The 20,205-nt window shown below is 68.6% G+C and carries 17 protein-coding genes; 10 read left to right on the top strand and 7 right to left on the bottom strand.

The genetic code is table 11. The features are described from left to right. Positions 1–71: 71 nt before the first annotated feature. Positions 72–1,628: a 3-hydroxyacyl-CoA dehydrogenase gene (locus GQ56_RS0135330; protein WP_031403134.1), complete on the bottom strand. Its 1,557-nt coding sequence runs from the start codon at positions 1,626–1,628 to the stop codon at positions 72–74. 550 nt (positions 1,629–2,178) lie between these two features. Between GQ56_RS0135330 and GQ56_RS0135325 the strand changes: the two genes are divergently transcribed. After that, positions 2,179–3,267 carry a calcium:proton antiporter gene (locus GQ56_RS0135325; protein WP_031403133.1) on the top strand — a complete coding sequence of 363 codons (1,089 nt, stop codon included), beginning with the start codon at positions 2,179–2,181 and terminating at the stop codon, positions 3,265–3,267. A 94-nt stretch (positions 3,268–3,361) separates the two neighbouring features. On the opposite strand, the gene GQ56_RS0135320 is transcribed toward GQ56_RS0135325, so the two are convergent. The 3 genes from GQ56_RS0135320 to GQ56_RS0135305 all read right to left on the bottom strand — a co-directional run bounded on the left by GQ56_RS0135320 (position 3,362) and on the right by GQ56_RS0135305 (position 6,858). Further along, positions 3,362–4,489 carry a transporter substrate-binding and LysM peptidoglycan-binding domain-containing protein gene (locus GQ56_RS0135320; RefSeq protein WP_031403132.1) on the bottom strand — a complete coding sequence of 376 codons (1,128 nt, stop codon included), beginning with the start codon at positions 4,487–4,489 and terminating at the stop codon, positions 3,362–3,364. A gap of 20 nt (positions 4,490–4,509) precedes the next feature. After that, the gene (locus GQ56_RS0135315; RefSeq protein WP_031403131.1) at positions 4,510–5,280 is read right to left on the bottom strand and encodes a hypothetical protein; all 771 of its coding nucleotides are present in this window, start codon (positions 5,278–5,280) and stop codon (positions 4,510–4,512) included. Between the two features lie 669 nt (positions 5,281–5,949). Further along, complete coding sequence (locus tag GQ56_RS0135305; RefSeq protein ID WP_031403130.1) at positions 5,950–6,858, bottom strand: LysR substrate-binding domain-containing protein; 909 nt, start codon at positions 6,856–6,858, stop codon at positions 5,950–5,952. A gap of 113 nt (positions 6,859–6,971) precedes the next feature. Here GQ56_RS0135305 and GQ56_RS0135300 point away from each other — a divergent pair, with 113 nt between their 5' ends. Together GQ56_RS0135300 and GQ56_RS0135295 are read left to right on the top strand one after the other, a co-directional pair. After that, positions 6,972–7,910: a 2-hydroxyacid dehydrogenase gene (locus GQ56_RS0135300; protein WP_031403129.1), complete on the top strand. Its 939-nt coding sequence runs from the start codon at positions 6,972–6,974 to the stop codon at positions 7,908–7,910. A gap of 238 nt (positions 7,911–8,148) precedes the next feature. Then, positions 8,149–9,513, top strand: a complete 1,365-nt coding sequence (locus tag GQ56_RS0135295; RefSeq protein ID WP_031403128.1) for an MFS transporter — start codon at positions 8,149–8,151, stop codon at positions 9,511–9,513. Positions 9,514–9,550: 37 nt separating this feature from the next. Here the strand turns inward: GQ56_RS0135295 and GQ56_RS0135290 are convergent, their stop codons facing one another. Then, a complete protein-coding gene (locus GQ56_RS0135290; RefSeq protein WP_031403127.1) occupies positions 9,551–10,519 on the bottom strand; it encodes a LysR family transcriptional regulator in 969 nt (322 codons plus the stop codon). A gap of 357 nt (positions 10,520–10,876) precedes the next feature. Here GQ56_RS0135290 and GQ56_RS0135285 point away from each other — a divergent pair, with 357 nt between their 5' ends. The 4 genes from GQ56_RS0135285 (at position 10,877) to GQ56_RS0135270 (ending at position 15,161) form a co-directional block, all read left to right on the top strand. Then, positions 10,877–12,040: an HPP family protein gene (locus GQ56_RS0135285; protein WP_031403126.1), complete on the top strand. Its 1,164-nt coding sequence runs from the start codon at positions 10,877–10,879 to the stop codon at positions 12,038–12,040. 107 nt (positions 12,041–12,147) lie between these two features. Continuing rightward, complete coding sequence (locus GQ56_RS0135280; RefSeq protein WP_031403125.1) at positions 12,148–12,561, top strand: MarR family winged helix-turn-helix transcriptional regulator; 414 nt, start codon at positions 12,148–12,150, stop codon at positions 12,559–12,561. Positions 12,562–12,581: 20 nt separating this feature from the next. Continuing rightward, the gene (locus GQ56_RS0135275) at positions 12,582–14,369 is read left to right on the top strand and encodes a chloride channel protein (RefSeq protein ID WP_031403124.1); all 1,788 of its coding nucleotides are present in this window, start codon (positions 12,582–12,584) and stop codon (positions 14,367–14,369) included. Between the two features lie 456 nt (positions 14,370–14,825). Beyond that, positions 14,826–15,161, top strand: a complete 336-nt coding sequence (locus GQ56_RS0135270) for a hypothetical protein (RefSeq protein ID WP_031403123.1) — start codon at positions 14,826–14,828, stop codon at positions 15,159–15,161. 92 nt (positions 15,162–15,253) lie between these two features. Here GQ56_RS0135270 and ppnP read toward each other — a convergent pair whose 3' ends face one another. Both ppnP and GQ56_RS0135260 read right to left on the bottom strand, forming a co-directional pair. Further along, positions 15,254–15,574: a pyrimidine/purine nucleoside phosphorylase gene (gene ppnP / locus GQ56_RS0135265; RefSeq protein ID WP_031403122.1), complete on the bottom strand. Its 321-nt coding sequence runs from the start codon at positions 15,572–15,574 to the stop codon at positions 15,254–15,256. 174 nt (positions 15,575–15,748) lie between these two features. Further along, positions 15,749–16,651: a LysR substrate-binding domain-containing protein gene (locus tag GQ56_RS0135260; protein ID WP_031403121.1), complete on the bottom strand. Its 903-nt coding sequence runs from the start codon at positions 16,649–16,651 to the stop codon at positions 15,749–15,751. Between the two features lie 193 nt (positions 16,652–16,844). Between GQ56_RS0135260 and GQ56_RS0135255 the strand changes: the two genes are divergently transcribed. The 3 genes from GQ56_RS0135255 to GQ56_RS0135245 all read left to right on the top strand — a co-directional run bounded on the left by GQ56_RS0135255 (position 16,845) and on the right by GQ56_RS0135245 (position 20,171). Continuing rightward, complete coding sequence (locus GQ56_RS0135255; RefSeq protein WP_031403120.1) at positions 16,845–18,029, top strand: M20 aminoacylase family protein; 1,185 nt, start codon at positions 16,845–16,847, stop codon at positions 18,027–18,029. 44 nt (positions 18,030–18,073) lie between these two features. Further along, positions 18,074–19,393, top strand: coding sequence for an MFS transporter (locus GQ56_RS0135250; RefSeq protein WP_031403119.1), 1,320 nt, complete (start codon positions 18,074–18,076; stop codon positions 19,391–19,393). A 229-nt stretch (positions 19,394–19,622) separates the two neighbouring features. After that, a complete protein-coding gene (locus GQ56_RS0135245) occupies positions 19,623–20,171 on the top strand; it encodes a cysteine hydrolase family protein (RefSeq protein WP_031403118.1) in 549 nt (182 codons plus the stop codon). Positions 20,172–20,205 lie beyond the last annotated feature (34 nt).

Below are 20,205 nucleotides of genomic sequence, written 5' to 3'. Positions count from 1 at the left end.
GTCGGGTGGGTCATCGGGGGCTCCTCCAATGGAGTGATGTCGTTATCGTGATCGAGGCAACGAAGCGGGCGTTACGAACGGAACGTGCGGCCGGCCGCGTGCAGCGCGGCGATGCGCGGCGACACGCGATAGCGGTCCTCGCCGTAGCTCGCCGCCAGGTTCGACAGCACGCGATGCACGCGGCCGATGCCGATCGCATCGGCCCACGCGAGCGGGCCGCGCGGGTAGTTCACGCCCTTCTCCATCGCGAGATCGAGATCGGCGGGCGAGCACACGCCCTGGTTTACCGTGTCGGCCGCCTCGTTCGCGAGCATCGCGACGGTGCGCATCGCGACCATGCCCGGCACGTCCGCGATGCCGACGACCCGGAAGCCGGCCTGCTGGAACAGGCCGACCGCATCCGCGTAGGCCGCGTCGCTGCACTGGAGCGCACGCGTCAGCGCGACGAGCCCGGCCTGCGCATAGTCGCGCGCCAGGTCGACCAGCACGAGATCGGCCACGCCCGTCTGCGCGGCTCGCGCGGTGGCGGTGCGGCCGTCGGTCAGCGCGATCGATGCGCGGCCGGCCGTTGCAAGCAGGTCGTCGGCATGCGCGCCGGCTTGCCGTGCGCCCGCGATACGTTCGGCGCAGCGCGCCCGCAGCGCCGCGGCCGGGCCGTCCTGCGCGTGCAGCACGACGTCGGCCGGCGCGTCGCGCGGCGCCTCGAGATCGGGCGCGGGCGGCGTCGCACCGTCCGCGTAGGAATAGAAGCCGCGCCCCGACTTGCGCCCGAGGAAGCCCGCGTTCACGAGTTCCTGCTGGATCAGCGAAGGCGTGTAGCGCGGATCGTTGAAGTACGCGCGAAAGACCGACTCGGTCACCGCGAAGTTCACGTCGTGGCCGATCAGGTCCATCAGCTCGAACGGCCCCATCCGGAAGCCGCCGGCCTCGCGCATCACCGCGTCGATCGACGCCGGCGAGCCGCCCTGCTCGTTCAGCACCCGCAGCGCCTCGGCGTAGTACGGCCGCGCGACGCGGTTCACGATGAAGCCCGGCGTCGATTTCGCCAGCACCGGTTGCTTGCCCCACGCGGCGGCGGTCGCATACAGCACCTGCGCGACCTCGTCCGCGGTCGCGAGCCCGCTGACCACCTCGACGAGCGCCATCAGCGGCGCCGGATTGAAGAAATGCAGGCCGGCGACGCGCTGCGGCGCCCGCAGCCCGGCCGCGATCGACGTGATCGAGATCGATGACGTGTTGGTGGTGAGCAGGCACGCGTCGTCGACATGGCGCTCGAGGGTCGCGAAGATCTCGCGTTTCACGTCGAGCCGCTCGGCCGCCGCCTCGACGATCAGCGCGGCGCCCGCGAAGTCGGCCAGCGTGCGCACCGCGCGGATCCGGCTGCCGGCCGCGTCAGCCTGCGCCGGATCGAGCCGGCCCTTCTCCGCGAGTCGCGCGAACTGCGCGCGGATGCCGGCCAGCGCCTTGTCGCACGCGGCTTCGTTCAGGTCGTACAGCAGCACCGGATGGCCGGCCGCCGCCGCGACCTGCGCGATGCCCGCGCCCATCGCGCCGGCGCCGATCACGCCGACGACGGCCGACGGCGCCAGCGCGCCCGAGTTCACCGAATGTGCAGAAGAAACAGCCATCGCTTGCGATCCGTCAAGAAGTGGAGGTGCGGGCTATTATAAACCGACCGGTCGGTAGATTTATGTCAGGGTGAGCCCGAATGTGTCGTGCAGGAAACCGTTACGGGAACGGCAAAGACAAAAAATTGAAAAATCGGGGCACTTTTTGTAAACCGAAAGGTCAACGTAAGCGTCCGAATGTGAGATAGTAGCCCCCGAACGCCTGATAAAATTCGACAAACCGCCGGATTTCAGGGGGAAACCGCGTGTCACGCCGCTACCGCCGTCCATTGCCGGCCGCCCTTTCGGGGTCGGAACCGAGCCTCCGGCCCGTGCATCGTCATACGTGCTCACCGCTTCGTCCGCGGCCAGCCGCATCTAACCGTTTCATCCAGCGACGGGCTTCGGCCCGCCCGCGCCCCTCGCCGCCGCATGGCGGCGAACCCGGGGCCGCGCCGTCGTGCGCGGCCACCTTTCGGTTTCATCGTCCTCGTTCGGCGGATAGTACGGCCGGGCTTCGTCAACCCGTGACGGCGCGTCGCGCGCCGCCGCTCGCATAAGGAAACCCTCCATGCCGCTCTCGTCCAACCAGCTCCCGCGCTGGACCCTGCTGGCCCCGCTTGCCGCGTGGCTGGTACTCGCGCTGTCGCGCGCCGTGCCGGCCGAAGGCCTCGTCATCGCGCTGTTCGCCGCCGCGCTCGCCGGCGCGGTGTTCGCCGCGGTCCACCATGCCGAAGTCGTCGCCCATCGGGTCGGCGAACCGTTCGGCACACTCGTGCTCGCCGTCGCCGTGACCGTCATCGAGGTTGCGCTGATCGTGTCGGTGATGCTCGGCGCGGGCCCCGAGAAATCGGGCCTCGCGCGCGACACCGTGTTCGCCGCCGTGATGATCATCTGCAACGGCATCGTCGGCATCTGCCTGCTGGTCGGCGCGTGGAAGCACGGCGAACAGGACTTCCAGGGGCGCGGCGCAAGCAAGGCGCTCGCGGTGCTGGCGTCGCTGTCGGTGCTGTCGCTCGTGATGCCGAACTACCTGAACGCCGCGCCGGGCCCGTTCTTTTCGAAGTCGCAGCTCGCCTTCGCCGGCGTGTCGTCGCTCGTGCTGTACGGCGCGTTCGTGTTCGTGCAGACCGTGCGTCACCGCGACTACTTCCTCACCGCGCACGACAGCGGGAACGAGTCGGTGCACGCGGCGCCGCCGAGCAGCCGCACCGCGCTGATCAGCCTGCTGCTCCTGTTCGTGAGCCTCGTCGCCGTCGTGCTGCTCGCGAAGCTGCTGTCGCCGGCCGTCGAGCACGCGGTGATGCAGCTCGGCGCGCCCGAAGCCGCGGTCGGCATCGTGATCGCCGCGCTCGTGCTGCTGCCGGAAGGGCTCGCGGCCGTCACCGCCGCGCGCGCGAACCGCCTGCAGACCAGCATGAACCTCGCGCTCGGTTCGGCGCTCGCGAGCATCGGGCTCACGATCCCGACCGTCGCGGCCGTGTTCATCTGGGTCGGCCAGCCGCTCACGCTGGGGATCGGCCCGATGGAAACCGTGCTGCTGTCGCTGACGCTGCTGGTCAGCACGCTGACGCTCAGCCAGGGGCGCACGACGGTGCTGCACGGCGTCGTGCACCTGTCGCTGTTCGCCGCCTACCTGTTCCTGTCGATCACCCACTGACGCCCACAGGCGCGCGGCCCGGCGGATCTTCTCCGCCGGGCCGCGCGCTGTCGTTCAGGTCCTTTCTTGCCCCTACATTCGCGTCACGCCGCCGCTACCGCACCGGGATCACGAGATGCTGGCCGGCGAGGATCAGGTTCGGATTGGCGAGGTTGTTGCGGCGCTGGATCTCGCGATAACGCTGGCCGCTGCCGAGCTTGCTCGCCGCGATCATGTTCAGCGTATCGCCCGACTTCACCACGTACACGAGTTCGCCCGATGCGGCCGCCGTCGTCACGGCCTGGTCGCTGACGAAGTACTTGCGCAGCAGGTCGAGATACTGCGGCGACTGCTTGAGCTTCGCGATCGCGGCGTTCAGGTAGATCAGCAGATCCTGGTCGTCGGCGCGCACGCCGATCTTGTACGCGATGTTCGAGCCGTCGAGCTTGGTCACCGCGAATTTCAGGTCGGTGTCCTTGATCGAGCTGACCGCGAACGGATAGTCGTAGATGAACGCATCGACCGTACGGCCGTCGACGCTCTTCGCGATGAACGCCGGATCGGAATCGTCGACCTCGACGAACTTCACGTTCGGATACTGGCGCGTGACGAACGCACGCACGTCCGGGTCGCCCTTCAGGATGCCGACCGTCTTGCCCGCGAGATCGTCGGTCGAGCGGATCGCCGAACCTTGCCGCACGATCAGCGAATAGCCGAAATCGTCGACGTACGGCACCGAATAGACGACGCCGGCCGGCGTGTTGTCCGGGAACGTCAAGCCGTCCATCGCGACGTCGACCACGTGGTTGCCCTTGGCGTCCGTGTCGAGCAGCTGCTTCGGTACGCCCGGGTACGTGTCGACCTCGTGACGCGTATCGACCACGACCGGCTTGCCGCCGTGCGAGAACGACGGATCCGCGAACAGCAGCCGCGCGAACTCGACGTTGAAGCCGTGCGGCGTGCCCTTGTCCTCGCCGAAGAACGGTTCGCTCGGGTTCTGCACCGAGATCCGCACGATGCCGTTTTCCGCGATCGATTTCAGCGTGCTGGCCTGCGGCGTGAAGCCGGCCGGCAGCACGCCGGCCGACGTGGACGTGGAGGTCGGCGCGGACTGGCCGGTGTCGACGTTTTGCGCGGACGTCGAGTCATGCGCGGGAAGCAGCGTCGACAGGCCGCCCTGATGCACGACCCATACGCCGACGAGCACTACCAGAAACGCGATTGCGCCAAGAAGTTTTTTCATGGTTGCGGGCCTGCAGGAAGTTATTGTTGTTTCGACGGCAGTTGCGCGGGGTTCGCCGCATCGAGCCCGGGCGCGTGGGGCGCGTTCATCACCGCCTGCTGCTGCGCCTGCTTGACCTCGGGGTTATCCATCAGCGACGTCTCCATTTCCGAGAACGCCTTGTTGACCGAGCGCATCACCGAATCGACGGCCACGTCGGTCTTGATCTGCTCGAACGTATCGGCCGTCTGCCGGCCCGCGAGCTTGTTCATCTGCTGGGCCGCCTGCGACATGTCCCACATCGCCTTCGCGCGGTCGATCGCCGACGCGAAATTCTTCAGCTCGGCCTGCACCTGCTTGTAGCGGCCTTCGCGAAACGAGAGGAGCTGCTTCATCGTGTCGAGCTGCGCGCGAAAACGCGGCGCGTCGTCCGGATACTGCTTCTCGAACAGTTCCGTCTTGCTCTCGAAGTTCTTCACCTCGGTACGGAACGCCGTGATGCTGTCCGCGAATTTCTGCGCGGCCTGGCGCTTTTCCGCGAGCTGGTTGATCAGCGTCTCGATCGGGTTCGACTGCGCCTCCTCGACGATCATCCTGACCTTCTGGTTCGCGAACTTCATCGCGACGACCGGCGCGAAATAGATCGCGCCGAGGCCGATCACGCCCGCCGTGACCAGCGCGATCACCCCTTTCAGGATGAACAGCGCGGCCGGTGCCGCGATCGCGACGCCGGCGATGATGATCGCCCACTTGATCAGCCTTGCCTTGCCACTCCCCGAACTGCCGTTCTCTTCATTCGAAAGCTGCGACATGAGTTTCTCTCCTTGAACCTCGAATCGAACTGCGTGCGTTTGCGTCTTCACGCTCAATGGAAATGCTTCGGACTCCGGCGCCGCCGGACAATCGGGCAAGCCGGCGGCGCGATACCAGGACGGGCGCCGGCGGGCGTCACGACACGCCGGTGTAGGCGCCGTTCAGGATGCGGAGATCGGGCGCGGCGGATCGCGACGCGATGCGGCGGGCCGCGTCCGCGCCGCCGGCCGGTGCGACTGGCGCGCGAGCGGGAACCTGTACCGGGTTGCGGTACGACACGGGATGACGGATGCGTGACGCGACAGGCGTCGGGAGAATCGTTGCTGCGGCGGGCCGACAGACGCGGCGCCGGTATTCCGGTACGAGTGCGTAAAGGCTCATCGTTGTTTTTTTGCGTATCGCGGATGCGGAAACCGCGCGGCCGGCGCGTCCCGCTCCAAATGCACGGACGTATCCTGCGCCGACCGGCATGCAGCGTCAAGCGATTGTCGCAGTGCAGCGAAGCGCTGCGTTCCGCCGCTGGAACGCGGGCCCCGGATCAGCTTTCAATACGGTAAGGATTCGCAGGACTGCGACCCGTTCCGCTCGGTCAGGATTGCTTGTGATCGCATCCGGCAAGCTTCCGGACTGAAAGCTTGTCACGTCGCGCGAGTGCATTTCCGGACGCGTCACGCAACCGCGCCGCCCTGCTCCTGCGCGAGAAACCGCTCGACCATCGCGTTGAACACCGGCAACGCCGGATTGTCGTTGTCCGTTCGCCACGCGAGATACAGCTCGGCCGCCACGTCGACGCCCGCGAGCGGCCGGAACACCACGCCATCGACATGAAGCTCGCGCGCCGACGCCGGCACCAGCGCGGCGCCGAGCCCCGCGCGCACGAGGCCGAGAATCGTGTGCGTCTGCCCGACATAGTGCAGGTAGTTCGGCAGCCGCCCGGCGCCCGCGAACATCCCCGAGATCATGTCGTGGAAATACTTCCCTTCGTTCGGCGAATACGCGATGAACGGCTGGCCGTCGAGAGCGTCGGGACCGATCCGCTCGCGCGCGGCAAGCGGCGCGCCGGCGGCGACCGCGACGAGCATCGGCTCGCGCTGCACGAGCCGGTATTCGAGCGGCTGGCGCGCGGCGCGCTGGCGCACGAAACCCGCGTCGAGCATGCGCGACGCCAGCGCGTCGATCTGCACGGTCGACACCATCTCGCGCAGTTCGACGTCGACGTCCGGCAGCGCGTGCGCCGCGTGCGCGAGCAGCACCGGAATCATCCGGTAGGCGCTGACGGCCGTGAAACCGAGCGTGATGCGGCCCGCACCGCCGTGCGCGACGCGCTGAGCCGCCTGCTCGGCGCGTGCGGAGAATTCGAGGAGGTGCCGCGCGTCGCGCAGGAACCGCTCGCCGGCAGCGGTCAGGCTGACCTGCCGGCTGCTGCGCTCGAGCAGCGCGATGCCGAGCGCGTGCTCGAGCAGCTGGATCTGCCGGCTGAGCGGCGGCTGGGTCATGAAGAGGCGCCGGGCCGCACGGCCGAAATGCAGTTCCTCGGCAACCGCGACGAAACAGCGAAGCTGGTGCAGTTCGATCATCCAATTCTTGAATCGATCAATAGTCTTTTGATGTTAGACGGATATCGATACGATTTCTATACTCGGTTGCACCTGATGTGCGGCCCTTGCCGCGCACGACGACCGAGCCCTTCATGACCATCGACATCCTGCTCACCCAGCCGCTCCCCGACGCGATCGACGCCGAACTGTCGGCCCGCTACGCGGTGCACCGGCTGCATGCGGCCGAACGGCCGGACACGCTGCTCGACCGCGTTGCCCCGCGCATTCGCGGGGTCGTGACCGGCGGCGCGAACGGCCTGTCCGCCGCGCTGATGGACCGGCTGCCGGCGCTCAAGATCGTCGCGATCAGCGGCATCGGCACCGACGCGGTCGATCTCCACCGCGCCCGCGCGCGCGGCATCCATGTGACGACGACGCCCGACGTACTGACCGACGACGTCGCCGACATGGCGATGGGGCTGATCCTGATGACGCTGCGCGACCTCGGCGCCGGCGAGCGGATCGTGCGCGCCGGCCGTTGGGGCAAGACGGCCCAGCCGCTCGCGACCCGGGTGACGGGCAAGCGGCTCGGCATCGTCGGGCTGGGCCGCGTCGGCCGCGCGCTCGCGCAGCGCGCGCAGGCGTTCCGGATGCCCGTCAGCTACTTCGGCCCGCGCGAGCATCGCGACAGCGGTTATCGCTTCGTGCCCGACCTCGCCGCGCTCGCGCGCGACAGCGATGTTCTCGCGATCGCCGCGTCGGCCGACCACGGCAACGTGCTCGTGACGGCCGAGGTGCTCGCCGCGCTCGGTCCGCAAGGATTCCTGATCAACGTCGCGCGCGGCAAGCTGGTCGACGAAGCCGCGCTCGTGCGCGCACTCGCCGATGGCACGATCGCAGGCGCCGGTCTCGACGTGTTCGCGAACGAACCGCATGTGCCAGCCGCGCTGCTCGAACTCGACCGCGTCGTCGTCCAGCCGCACCGCGCGAGCGCGACGCACGAAACGCGCGAGCAGATGGGCCGGATCGTGCTCGCGAACCTCGCCGCGTGCTTCGCGGGCCAGCGCCCGCCGACCAGCATCACGTGCTGACCGTCGCGCGCGACGCGACTGCTTCCGTTACCACGCCGGATGCCTCCCGCACGACGGAGGCGACGGTCCGTTCACGCGCATGACGGGTTTGCGCCGGAGAAACGCGCGTAGCCGGACGCATTGCGGCATCGCGCGTCGCTGCCGCCCGAGGAGACTGCCTTCGGGGCGCCCGGCGCCGCAACCGGCAACGCGCGTTCGCCGGCCCGTCATGAACGAGAACCCACCCAAGGAGACACGCATGCCCCAACGATCCAGCGGCGCCGCCCTCGCCGCATCGCCCGCCGCGTCGCACACGACCGGCCGCGTCCGCCATGCGGTCCTCGCGCTGATTTTCGCGGTCACCGTCATCAACTACGCCGACCGCGCGACGATGTCGATCGCCGGCACCGGCGTCGCGCACGACCTCGGGCTGACGCCCGTGCAGCTCGGCATCGTCTTTTCCGCGTTCGCGTGGGCCTATGCGATCGGCCAGATCCCGGGCGGCTGGCTGCTCGACCGTTTCGGCGCGCGGCGCGTCTACGGCCTGAGCCTTCTGCTGTGGTCGGTCTTCACGATGCTGCAGGGTACGGTCGGCTCGCTCGCGGTGCAGGGTGCGGCCGCGACGCTCGCGCTGTTCGCGATGCGCTTCATGCTCGGCCTCGTCGAATCGCCGGCATTCCCGGCCAATTCGCGGATCGTCGCATGCTGGTTTCCGACCGCCGAACGCGGCACCGCATCGGCGCTGTTCAATTCCGCGCAGTACATGGCCGTCGTATTGTTCACGCCCGCGATGGCATGGCTCACGCACGCGCTCGGCTGGGAGCACGTGTTTCTGTGGATGGGACTGCTCGGCATCGCGCTCGCCGCGCTGTGGTTCGCATGGTATCGAGAACCGCACAGCCACCCGCGCGTGACCGACGCCGAGCGCGACTACCTCCGCGCACACGGTGCGCTCGTCGATCTCGAGGCGAACCGCGTGCGCCATCGGCCGCGCCTGTCGTGGCACGACGTGTCGCAACTGTTCCGGCACCGGAACCTGTGGGCGATCTATCTCGGCCAGTACTGCATCACGGCGCTCACCTATTTCTTCATCACGTGGTTCCCGATCTACCTGATCAAGGGGCGCGGCATGACGATCATGGAGGCCGGCTGGGTCGCCGCGCTGCCGGCGATCTGCGGATTCACGGGCGGCGTGCTCGGCGGCGTGCTGTCGGACTGGCTGGTCCGGCGCGGCATGCATCCGTCGCGGGCGCGCAAGACGCCGTTCGTCGCGGGGATGGCGATGGCGACGCTGCTCGTGCTCGCGAACGGCGCGTCGTCGAACGCGGTCGTGATCGCGCTGATGACGATCGCGTTCTTCGGCAAGGGGCTCGCGGCGGTCGGCTGGGCCGTGCTCGCCGACACGGCGCCGGAAGGCATGGTCGGCCTGAGCGGCGGCGTGTTCAACGGCCTCGGCAACCTGGCCGGGATCGTCACGCCGCTTGTGATCGGCTATTTCGTCGCCCGCACCGGCTCGTTCGCGGGCGCGTTGTGGTTCGTCGCCGCGCACGGGCTGCTCGGCATCGCCGCGTACGTGTGGCTCGCGGGACGCTTCGAACGGATCCGCATCGCGCCGCGCGCCTGAACGCCGCCGCGGCGCCCGCCCGCGGGGGCCCGGGCCGTCAGGCGCGCTTGCGGCCGCCCGGCGCGTGCTCGGTCGTCAGCCGGTCGAGTTCGCGCAGGTCTTCCTCCAGCGCGGGCGTGAGCGTCGTGCGCAGGTGGTCGAGGAACGTACGGATCTTCGCGTCGAGATAGCGGCGCGTCGCGTAGACGGCATACACGCTCACCGTCTGCAGCCGGTACTCGGGCAGCACGCGGATCAGCCGCCCTTCGCGAATGTCGTCGAGCACCGTATACAGCGCGACGCACGCGATCCCGCGCCCGGCGCGCACCGCGACGCACAGTGCATCCGGCACGTTGACCTGGAACGGCGCCGGCTGCAGCTCGTAGACGGCCTCCTCGCCGTCGCTGCGTTCGAGCCGCCATTCGCCGGCCGGCGACGCGGGCGTATCGAGGCGCAGGCACACGTGGTTCGGCAATTCGTCGGGCGATTGCGGCGTGCCGTGGCGCGCCAGGTATTCGCGCGAGGCGACGAGCACGCTGCAGCTCGTGCCGCAGGTCTGCGCAACGTAACCCGAATCGGGCAGTTGCGACGCCGTCACGATCGACACGTCGTAGCCCTCCTCGACGAGATTCGGCATCCGCTGCGCGAGCGTCAGTTCGACCGACACGTCCGGGTTGTCCTCCTGGTAGCGCACGATCGACGACACGACATGGCTCTGCCCGAGGCCCGTCATCGCATGGATGCGCATCTTGCCGCTCGGCCGCAGCAACGCGTTGCGCGCCTCGGCGTTCGCGTAGTCGATTTCCGCGAGGATCGATTTCGCGCGCTCGAAATAGCGTTCGCCGCTTTCGGTGAGGCCGAGATGGCGCGTCGTGCGATGCAGCAGGCGCGTCTGTACGTGTGCTTCGAGGTTCGATACCGCGCGCGACACCTGCGCGGTGGTCGCATCGATTTCCTTCGCGACCGCAGTAAAACTGCCGGCCTCGACAACGCGCACGAACAGGCGCATGTTTTCGAGCATGTCCATTGAATTGGGAATTGGCTTGGGGAGAGTCGGTGGGGAGGCGTCGGCGGCGCTCGCGTCAGAGGGGAAACGGAACGCAGCCGCGAACCACGTCGAAACGATCACCGTGCCGGGGAAAAGGCGGGAGAGCGGACATCGCGTACGTGGTTCTGGCATGACGGGATTCGGTGGCCGGAATTGTACGCCGCTGCAGACAAATTTGCGCGCTTGCGCCACCCGAAAACTTTCATCGCATGAAAGGCTTTTGCAAGCCATGCACGACAAAGCCCGAAGCGGCGCGACGATTTATATCACAATGAGATACAATTCGCCGCTTGTCGTCGCACCCGACCGCGCTGTCGTCTCTACCGCTCACCGTCCATGTCGTCAGGCTCCCCTTCGTCGCGCCGCACGCTGCGGCAATGGCTGCACAGCTTCATTCCCCATCCGATGTCGCTCGGCTGGCGCGAACGCCTGCGTTCGTGCGCAGGCGCCCTCGTCGGCATCGCGACTGTCGGCGCGACGATGCGGCTGCTGCCCGGCGTGCCGGGCCTCGCGCCGTTGCTCGTCGCGCCGATGGGCGCGTCTGCCGTGCTGCTGTTCGCCGTGCCGGCGAGCCCGCTCGCACAGCCGTGGTCGATCATCGGCGGCAATCTCGTCGCGGCGACGGTCGGCGTCGCATGCGCACACTGGATCGCCGATCCGGTTACCGCCGCCGCGGTCGCGATCGCATGCGCGATCGGCGGCATGTTCGCGCTGCGCTGCGTGCACCCGCCGTCGGGCGCCGTCGCGCTGACGGCCGTGGTCGGCGGCCCGGCGATTCATGCACTGGGGTTCGGCTTCGTGCTGGAACCGATCGCGCTGCAATCGGCCGTTCTGCTGTCGGCCGCGCTCGTGTATCACGCGCTGACGGGGCACCGCTACCCGCACGGCGGCGCGCGTGCCGACGCGAAACCCGCCGCGCCGGCGCGCGGCGGCTTCACGCGCGGCGATCTCGACGCGGTGCTGAAGCGCCGCGGCGAATGGCTCGACGTCGATCCGGACGATCTCGAAACGCTGCTGCGCGAAACCGAGATGCAGGCCTATGCGCGCACGTTCGGCCAGCTCACGTGCACCGACCTGATGACGCGTCATGCAATCGAAGTCGCGCCGTCGACGTCGGTGACGGCCGCCCTCGCGCTGCTCGACCGCCACCGCGTGAAGGCACTGCCCGTCGTGGACGGCGAGGGCCGCCTGGCCGGTATCGTCACGCGCGCCGACCTCACGCGTGCGTCGCGCCGCCCGACTCCGCTGTGGCAACGCTGGTCCGCGCGGCTGCCGCAAGCGCTGGGCGGCCGGCCCGCGTGCGTCGACTCCGTGATGACGCGCGACGTCGCATGCGTGCCGGAAACGATGCCGGTCACGGCACTCGTGCCGCTGTTCGCGCAGTCGGGCCACCACCATATTCCGGTCGTCGATGCGTCGCGCCGGCTCGTCGGGATCGTCACGCAGACGGATCTCGTCACGGGCCTTTACCGGCAGACGCAGATGCTCGCCGCCGCGTAGCGCCCCGCCGCCCATGCGTCACACCGTCCAGCCATTGCGTGCAAATTCGTCCATTTATATCACGTCATGATATATTTGCCGTTATCGAAACCGATTCCCCGACCTCCATGACCGACACTCGACGCGCGCTGGCGAAAAGCGATTTCCAGCAACTGTCCGAATTCCGCTACCAGATGCGCCGTTTCGAGCGCTTCTCCGAACGCGCCGCGCAAAGCGAAGGCGTGACGCCGCTGCAATACCTGCTGCTGCTGCACATCAAGGGCTATCCGCATCGCGAATGGGCGACCATCGGCGAGCTCGCGGAACGCCTGCAGGCGCAGCATCACGGCGTCGTCGCGCTGGTCACGCGCTGCGAGACGCTCGGCCTCGTGAAGCGCAAGACGAGCGAGGCGGACCGTCGGCAGGTCGAGGTCCACCTCGAGCCCGCCGGCGAGACGCTGCTTGCCCATCTCGCGGCCCTGCATCGCGCCGAGCTGAAATCGCTCAAGGGCGCGTTCCAGGTTCCCCAGATCGACTACTGACCCCCGTCACTCCCACTCCGATGAACGCACCGCACAAACGCGACTTCTCGACCAACGAACGCCTGCCCGTGATCGCGCTGCTTGCCGCCGGGATCGGCCTGCTCAGCACGCTTGCCGCGTTCGTGCTGTTGAGCCTGATCCACCTGTTCACGAACCTGTTCTTCTTCCAGCAGTTCTCGTTCGCCGACCGCTCGCCCGCGCACAACACGCTCGGCGCATGGGCGATCGTCGTGCCCGTGATCGGCGGGCTGATCGTCGGCGCGATGGCGCGCTTCGGTTCGGAAAAGATCCGCGGCCACGGCATTCCCGAAGCGATCGAGGCGATCCTGTTCGGCAAGAGCCGCATGTCGCCGAAGGTCGCGATCCTCAAGCCGCTGTCGTCGGGCGTCGTGATCGGCAGCGGCGGCCCGTTCGGCGCCGAAGGCCCGATCATCATGACGGGCGGCGCGCTCGGCTCGCTGATCGCGCAATGCGTGCACGTGACGGCCGCCGAACGCAAGACGCTGCTCGTCGCCGGTGCGGCCGCCGGCATGACGGCCGTGTTCGGCACGCCGGTCGCCGCCGTGCTGCTCGCGGTCGAACTGCTGCTGTTCGAATGGCGGCCTCGCAGTTTCCTGCCGGTCGCGCTCGCGTGCGCGGTGGCCGGCTTCGCACGCGCGCTGTGTTTCGGCGTCGATCCGCTGTTTCCGCTGAGCACGGCCGCGCCGACGCCCGTCGCGCTGCTGTCGTGCCTCGTCGCGGGCCTGCTGTCGGGAGCGCTGGCGTGCGGCCTGTCGGCCGCGCTGTACCGTGTCGAGGACGCCTTCGCGAAGCTGCCCGTGCACTGGATGTGGTGGCCCGCGCTCGGCGCGATCGCGATCGGCGTCGGCGGCTGGCTCGAGCCGCGTGCGCTCGGCGTCGGCTACGACGTGATCGGCGACCTGCTGCACCAGCATATCGCGCTGAAGATCGCGCTCGCGCTGCTGATCGTCAAGGCCGTGATGTGGGTGATCGCGCTCGGCTCCGGCACGTCGGGCGGCGTGCTCGCCCCGCTGCTGATGCTCGGCGCGGGCCTCGGCACCGTGCTGTCGCCGCTGCTGCCCGGCGGCGATCCGGCGCTGTGGCCGCTCGTCTGCATGGCAGCGACGCTGGGCGCGACGCTCGGTGCGCCGCTGACGGCGATCGTGTTCGCGTTCGGCCTCACGCACGACGCCAACGCGCTGCTGCCGCTGCTCGCGGCAACGCTGGTCGCGCACGGCTTCGCGACCGTCGCGATGAAGCGCTCGATCATGACGGAGAAGATCGCGCGCCGCGGCTATCACATCTATCGCGAATACGGGGTCGATCCGCTGGAGCGGCACGACATCGGCGAAGTGATGACGTCCGCCGACCGGCTCGTCGCGATCGACGGCGCGGCGACGCTCGACACCGTCGAGTCGCGGTACTTCGGTGCAACGCAGACGCATCGCGCGTACCCGGTCGTCGAGAACGGCCGCCTGCTCGGCCTCGTCGATCGCGCAACGCTCGATGCGCAACGCAGCCGTGCCGCGGCCGACACGCCGATCTCGGACGCGTTCGCCGACCGTGCACCCGCGATCGCGCTGGCGCACGAAACCTGCCGCGTCGTCGCGTCGCGGCTCGCGATGCTCGGCCTCGAACGCCTGCCGGTCGTCGCCGACGAGCGATCGCTGCGCATCACGGGCATCGTGTCGCGCAGCGACCTGGTCAAGCCCGCGCTGCAGCACTTCGACGACGAACAGAAGCGCGAGCGCTTCCGCCCGATCGTCCCGGCCAACCTGCGCGGCATCGGCACGCGCAAGGCCGGCTGACACCCCTTGCGTGCGCGCGCCGCCGGCCGCGCACGCCCCGTCGCATCATGCCGCCGCGCGCCGGGGCGCACTCGCCCTGCCGCGCTTGAAGTTGGTTGACAATTCGACGGGCGAAAGTTTGTCATGATGGTGTTCATGCGACGGGGCCATCAATCAGCCATTCCACTTCGCGATCAAAACGAGAGTCGCGGCACGGCATGCAGACACGTGCCGTTCGCCGCGACCGTCACCTCCCCACACGATCCCGCAGCGCACCGGCCATGCAACGCATGACGTCGTGCCGCACACCGTGCATGCCGCACCGCGGCAACGTGCCCAGCACCCGATCCGCCATTTGGCAAGCGCGCTAACAACTTGTTTCGGAATGGCCGGAACCGTGCCTGCCCGAGGCAATCTCACTTGTACGCAGTTCTGCTGCGCATCCCGCTCAATCAATCACGACTCAAGGGAGATAACGTGAACGCGAAATACTTACCGCTCATCGCATTGACCGTGGCATTTTCTGCTCATGCCGCCGATTCCGCCCTGCAGAACGTGGGGCAAAGCCAGAAACCCGCCGACGAAGTGGCGCAGTGCATCGCCAAGACCTGGGCCGACAAGTCGCAGCAACCGGTGACGTCGCAGTATGAGCTGGCGAATGGCCTCGCGATGGCCGTCTATGCGCCGGGCCAGCAGCCGCCGAACGGCGCCGCGGCCGTCGTACGCCCGGCCGGCGCCGCGAATGCGAAGACCTGGGTCGGTTTCCGCGGCGGCGATGCATCGTCGGCCGGCGACATCAACGCCTGCCTGTAACGCGCATCGGCGCGCCGGATGGCCTGGCGCCATCCGCTTGCAACCAGCCCCGCGCAAGCGGGGCTTTTTCCTTGTCGAGCGCCGAACGCGCGTTACAGGTAGCTGCAGACGTAATCGAGCGTCTCGAGCACTTCGATGTCGAAGCGGCTCTTGCCCGGCACCGAGAACGATTCGCCCGCGCCGTAGGTTTGCCACTCGCTGCTGCCGTCGAGCCTGACGCGGCACTTGCCGCCCTGCACTTCCATCAATTCGGGCGCATCCGTGCCGAAGTTGAGCGCGCACGGCAGGATCACGCCGAGCGTCTTGCGCGTGCCGTCCGGGAAGAGCACGGTATGCGACACGCACTTGCCGTCGAAATAGACGTTCGCGCGCTTGACGACCGATACGTTGTCGAATTGGGTTGCACTGGTCATGTGATGCCTCTGATTGCTGGATGCCGGGTGGCGATGTGGTTGGAGGCCGGCCGGAGCGGCGGGCCGGCCGCTATGATACCGGCTCGCGCCGCGCAAGCCTGAACGGCGTGTCGCCGGAGCGGCCGCGGGTGAAAAATCGTCAGGACAACGATGCGATCCGCAGGCGGCGCATGCTCATCGCAGCCCCTTGCGCCGCGCGGAATCGCGCAGGCAGTCGAGCAGCATCGCCGCGGCCGGCGTCAGCGGGCTGTCGCGGCGCGTGACGACCTGCACCGACACGCCCGGCAGGCGCTCGCGTATCGGCAGCACCACGAACTGGTCGTGCGCCCACTCGCCCTGCAGCAACTGCTCGGGCATCGACGCGATCAGGTCGCAGCCGGCCATCAGGCTGCGCGCCAGCCCGAAGCTCGGACATTCGACGACCCGCGCCGGCACCGGCAGCCCGTATGCGACGAACGCGTTGAACAGCACCTGCGTGGAGCTTTCCGGCGACGGGTTCATCAGCCAGTCGGCCTCGACGAGATCGGCGAGCGACGTGGCCGCCGCGAGCGGATGCCCCTTGCGCGCGACGATCAGCGACCGGCTCGCATAGAGTTCCGCATGATCGAACTCGGCCGCCAGCAGTTCGGGCACGACGACGGCCACCGCGAAATCGAGCGAGCCGTCGTGCAGGCGCGGCAGCGCCACGCCCGGAAACCCTTCGATCAGGTTGACCCGCGCCACCGGAAAGCGGCGCCGGAACGCGCGAAACGCATCGGGCAGGATCGTCATCGCGGCGGCCGGCGTGATCGCCGCGGCAACGGAGCCCGTCATCGCGCCCTGCGCCTGTTCGATGTCGTCGCGCGCGCGCTGCATCTCGGCGACGATCAGCCGCGCGCGCACCTGCAACTGCTGGCCGAACGCGGTGAGCTGCACGCCGCGCGCGGTGCGCACGACGAGCGACACGCCGAGCGCGATCTCCAGTTCCTTGACCGCCTTCGTCAGTGCCGCCGGCGACACGTTCAGGCGCCGCGCGGCCGCGCGAATGCTCCCTTCTTCCGCGACCGTGACGAACGCTTTCAACTGATGGTATTTCATGGCGGCAATGCGTGATCCGTGGAAACCCGATGCTGCGCGACACACGCCGACCAGACGCCGGTTCAGGGTATTCCCGAGCGGCAACCGACGGTGAGCACCAAAGCAATTTATCAGCTTCTGGTACCCAAAAGAAATTTATATCCTTGGTCGTCACATGCGCGTCAAACGCCCGACTGCCCCCACAGGAGAGACCATGCTGCAAGCCGTGAACCCCGTCATCCCCGGCATCGCCGAGATCGCCCCCGAGCTGGTCGAGGTGCGCCGCCGCATCCATGCGCATCCCGAACTCGCTTTCGAAGAGACGCTCACGAGCGATCTCGTCGCGGAACTGCTCGCCGGCTGGGGATACGAGGTGCATCGCGGCATCGGCAAGACGGGGGTCGTCGGCGTGTTGCGCGAAGGGCAAGGCGCGCGCACGGTCGGGCTGCGCGCCGACATGGACGCGCTGCCGCTCGCCGAAGCCACGGGCCTGCCGTACGCCAGCCGCCATGCGAACAAGATGCATGCGTGCGGCCACGACGGCCACACCGCGATGCTGCTGTGCGCGGCGCGCTACCTCGCGGCGTCGCGCCGATTCTCGGGCACGCTGAACCTGATCTTCCAGCCGGCGGAGGAAAACTTCGGCGGCGCGAAGGCGATGATGGACGACGGCCTGTTCGAGCGCTTCCCGTGCGACGCGATCTTCGCGATCCACAACATGCCGGGCCGCGCGGCCGGCGACATGGCCTTTCGCACCGGCGCCGCGATGGCGTCGGCCGACCGCGTGACGATCACGCTGCGCGGGGTCGGCGGCCACGGCGCGATGCCGCATTTCGCGCGCGATCCGATGTCGGCGGCCGGCAGCATCATGGTCGCGCTGCAGACGATCGTCGCGCGCGAGGTCGATGCGCAGCAGGCCGCCGTGATCACGGTCGGCAGCGTGCAGGCCGGCGAGACCTTCAACATCATTCCCGAAACCGTCGTGATGAAACTGTCGGTGCGCGCGCTGAACGCCGACGTGCGCGCGCTGCTCGCGCGCCGCATCGACGCACTCGCTAAAGGCCAGGCGGAAAGCTTCGGCGTCACGGCGGAGGTCGACTACGACTACGGCTACCCGGTGCTCGTCAATCACGCGGAACCCACCGCGTTCGCGGCCGACATCGCGCGCCAGATGCTCGGCGCCGAGCGGGTCGAGACCGACGCCGCGCCGCTGATGGGCAGCGAGGATTTCGCCTTCATGCTCGAGGCCCGCCCCGGCTGCTACGCGTTCATCGGCAACGGCGTCGGCAGCAAGGGCGGCTGCATGGTGCACAACCCCGGCTACGACTTCAACGACGACATTCTCTCGATCGGCGCGAGCTACTGGGTTCGCGTCGCCGAAGCCTGGCTCGCGGCCTGACGGCCCTTCATCCCATCGTTACGCGCCAACCGGGGGAGCCCCACATGGAAACGTCCGCCCTTTCGCTCGCCGGCACACCGGTCGATGCACGTGCCGCCGCGAAGAAACGCCGCCTGATCGCGGCGGCCGCCGTCGGCAATGCGCTCGAGTTCTACGACTTCACGGTCTACAGCTTCTTCGCCATCCTGATCGGCAAGCTGTTCTTTCCCGTGCATTCGTCGTTCGGACAACTGATGCTCGCGGTCGCGAGCTTCGGCGTCGGCTTCGTCACGCGCCCGCTCGGAGGGCTCGTGATCGGCATGTATGCCGACCGCGTCGGCCGCAAGAAGGCGATGATCCTCACGCTGCTGCTGATGGCGCTCGGCACCGCGACGATCGCGGTCGCGCCGACCTTCGCGCAGATCGGCCTTGCCGCCCCGCTGCTGCTCGTCCTCGCACGCCTGCTGCAAGGGTTCGCGTCGGGCGGCGAAGTCGGCGCATCGACGACGCTGCTGCTCGAACAGGCGCCGCAGCACCGCCGCGGTTTCTACGCATCGTTCCAGTTCTCCAGCCAGGGGCTCGCCGCACTTGCCGGCGCGCTGACGGGCGTCGCGCTGACGTCGACGCTGAATGCCGCGCAACTCGAAAGCTGGGGCTGGCGCGTCCCGTTCGTCATCGGCACGCTGTTCGTGCCGCTCGGCTACTGGCTGCGCCGCACCGTCGAGGAGGTGCCGGCCGCCACGCCCGCCGCCGTGCACGACGAACCGGTCGCGTCGCTGCCGCTCGCCGACGTGCTGCGCCATCACGGCAAGGCCGTGTTCGCGGGCCTCGGCGTGACGATCGGCGGCACGTCGATCCACTACATCATCGTGTTCTACATGGCGATCTACGGCGTGCAGGTGCTGCACCTGCCGACCTGGCTGTCGATGACGGCCGGCTGCGTCGCCGGCGCGATCCTGATGCTGGTGACGCCGCTCGGCGGCCACCTGTCCGACGTGTACGGGCGCAACCGGATCGTCTGGTGGACGCGCGTCGTGCTGATGGCCGCGATCTATCCGGCGTTCGTCGCGCTGAACCGCTGGCCGGGCGCCACGTCGCTGCTGTCGATCATCGCCGCGCTGTCGATCGTGCACGCGATCAACATCGGCGCGACCGGCGCGATGCTCGGCGAACTGTTCCCGCGTGCGGTGCGCGCCACCGGCGGCGCGCTCGTGTACAGCGTCGGCGTCGCGATCTTCGGCGGCTTCGCGCAATTCTTCGTCACGTGGCTGATCGCGGCGACCGGCAACGCGAACGCGCCAGCGTGGTATGCGATCGGCTGCGGCGCGATGACGCTGCTCGCCCTGCGCTGCATGGACGAAAAGGCCGGGAAGGCACTCGACTGAGCCGCGGCCGACGCGCGCCGCGCGATTGACGCGGCCGGCCCGGATCGGGCATGATCGCTGCATGCGCCATACCACGACCTCCTCCTCGACCACGACGCGCACGACCGCCTTCGGCGGGCTCGTGCGGCGAGTGCGCGCAAGGTCGTAGCGCAATCCCTCACAGGCCCCGCCGGTTCCGGACGGGGTCTTGTCGTTTCTCCGTCCGTACCGGCCACTCAGGAGAAACACCATGTCCGCAGCCCCTTCCCCGAAACGCGCCCTGCTCGTCATCGACATGCAGGTCGGCCTGTTTCACGGCCCCGAGCGTCCGTACGACGGCGAGCGCGTGCTCGCGAACATCAACCGGTTGATCGGTCGTGCACATGAGGCCGGCGCCCCGGTGTTCGCCGTGCGTCACACCGGGCCCGCCGGTTCGCCGATTGCGCCCGGCACGCCGCTGACCGCACTGCTGCCGGCCCTCGCGATCGATCCGGCGCGCGACGTCGTGTTCGACAAGTCGCGATCGAGCTGTTTCGCGGGCACGCAGCTCGCCGAATGGCTGCATGCGGCCGGCATCGGCGAGATCGTCGTCGCGGGCATGAAAACCCAGTACTGCGTCGACACGGCCTGCCGCGCGGCGGCCGATCACGGCTTTCGCGCGGTGCTCGTGACCGACGCGCACACCTGCATGGATACGCCGGCCCTGCCGGCCGAACAGATCGTTGCGCACCACAACGCGACGCTCGGCGGCCCGTTTGCGACGCTGACGACGACCGACAGCTGCGAGTTCAACGGCTGACGGCTGGCCCGACCGCCGATACACAGCCTGGCAC

The organism is Burkholderia paludis, from assembly GCF_000732615.1.
GTDB lineage: Bacteria > Pseudomonadota > Gammaproteobacteria > Burkholderiales > Burkholderiaceae > Burkholderia > Burkholderia paludis.
The sequence above is the reverse complement of the archived record's forward strand: the minus strand, read 5'-3'. Positions and strand labels throughout refer to the sequence as shown.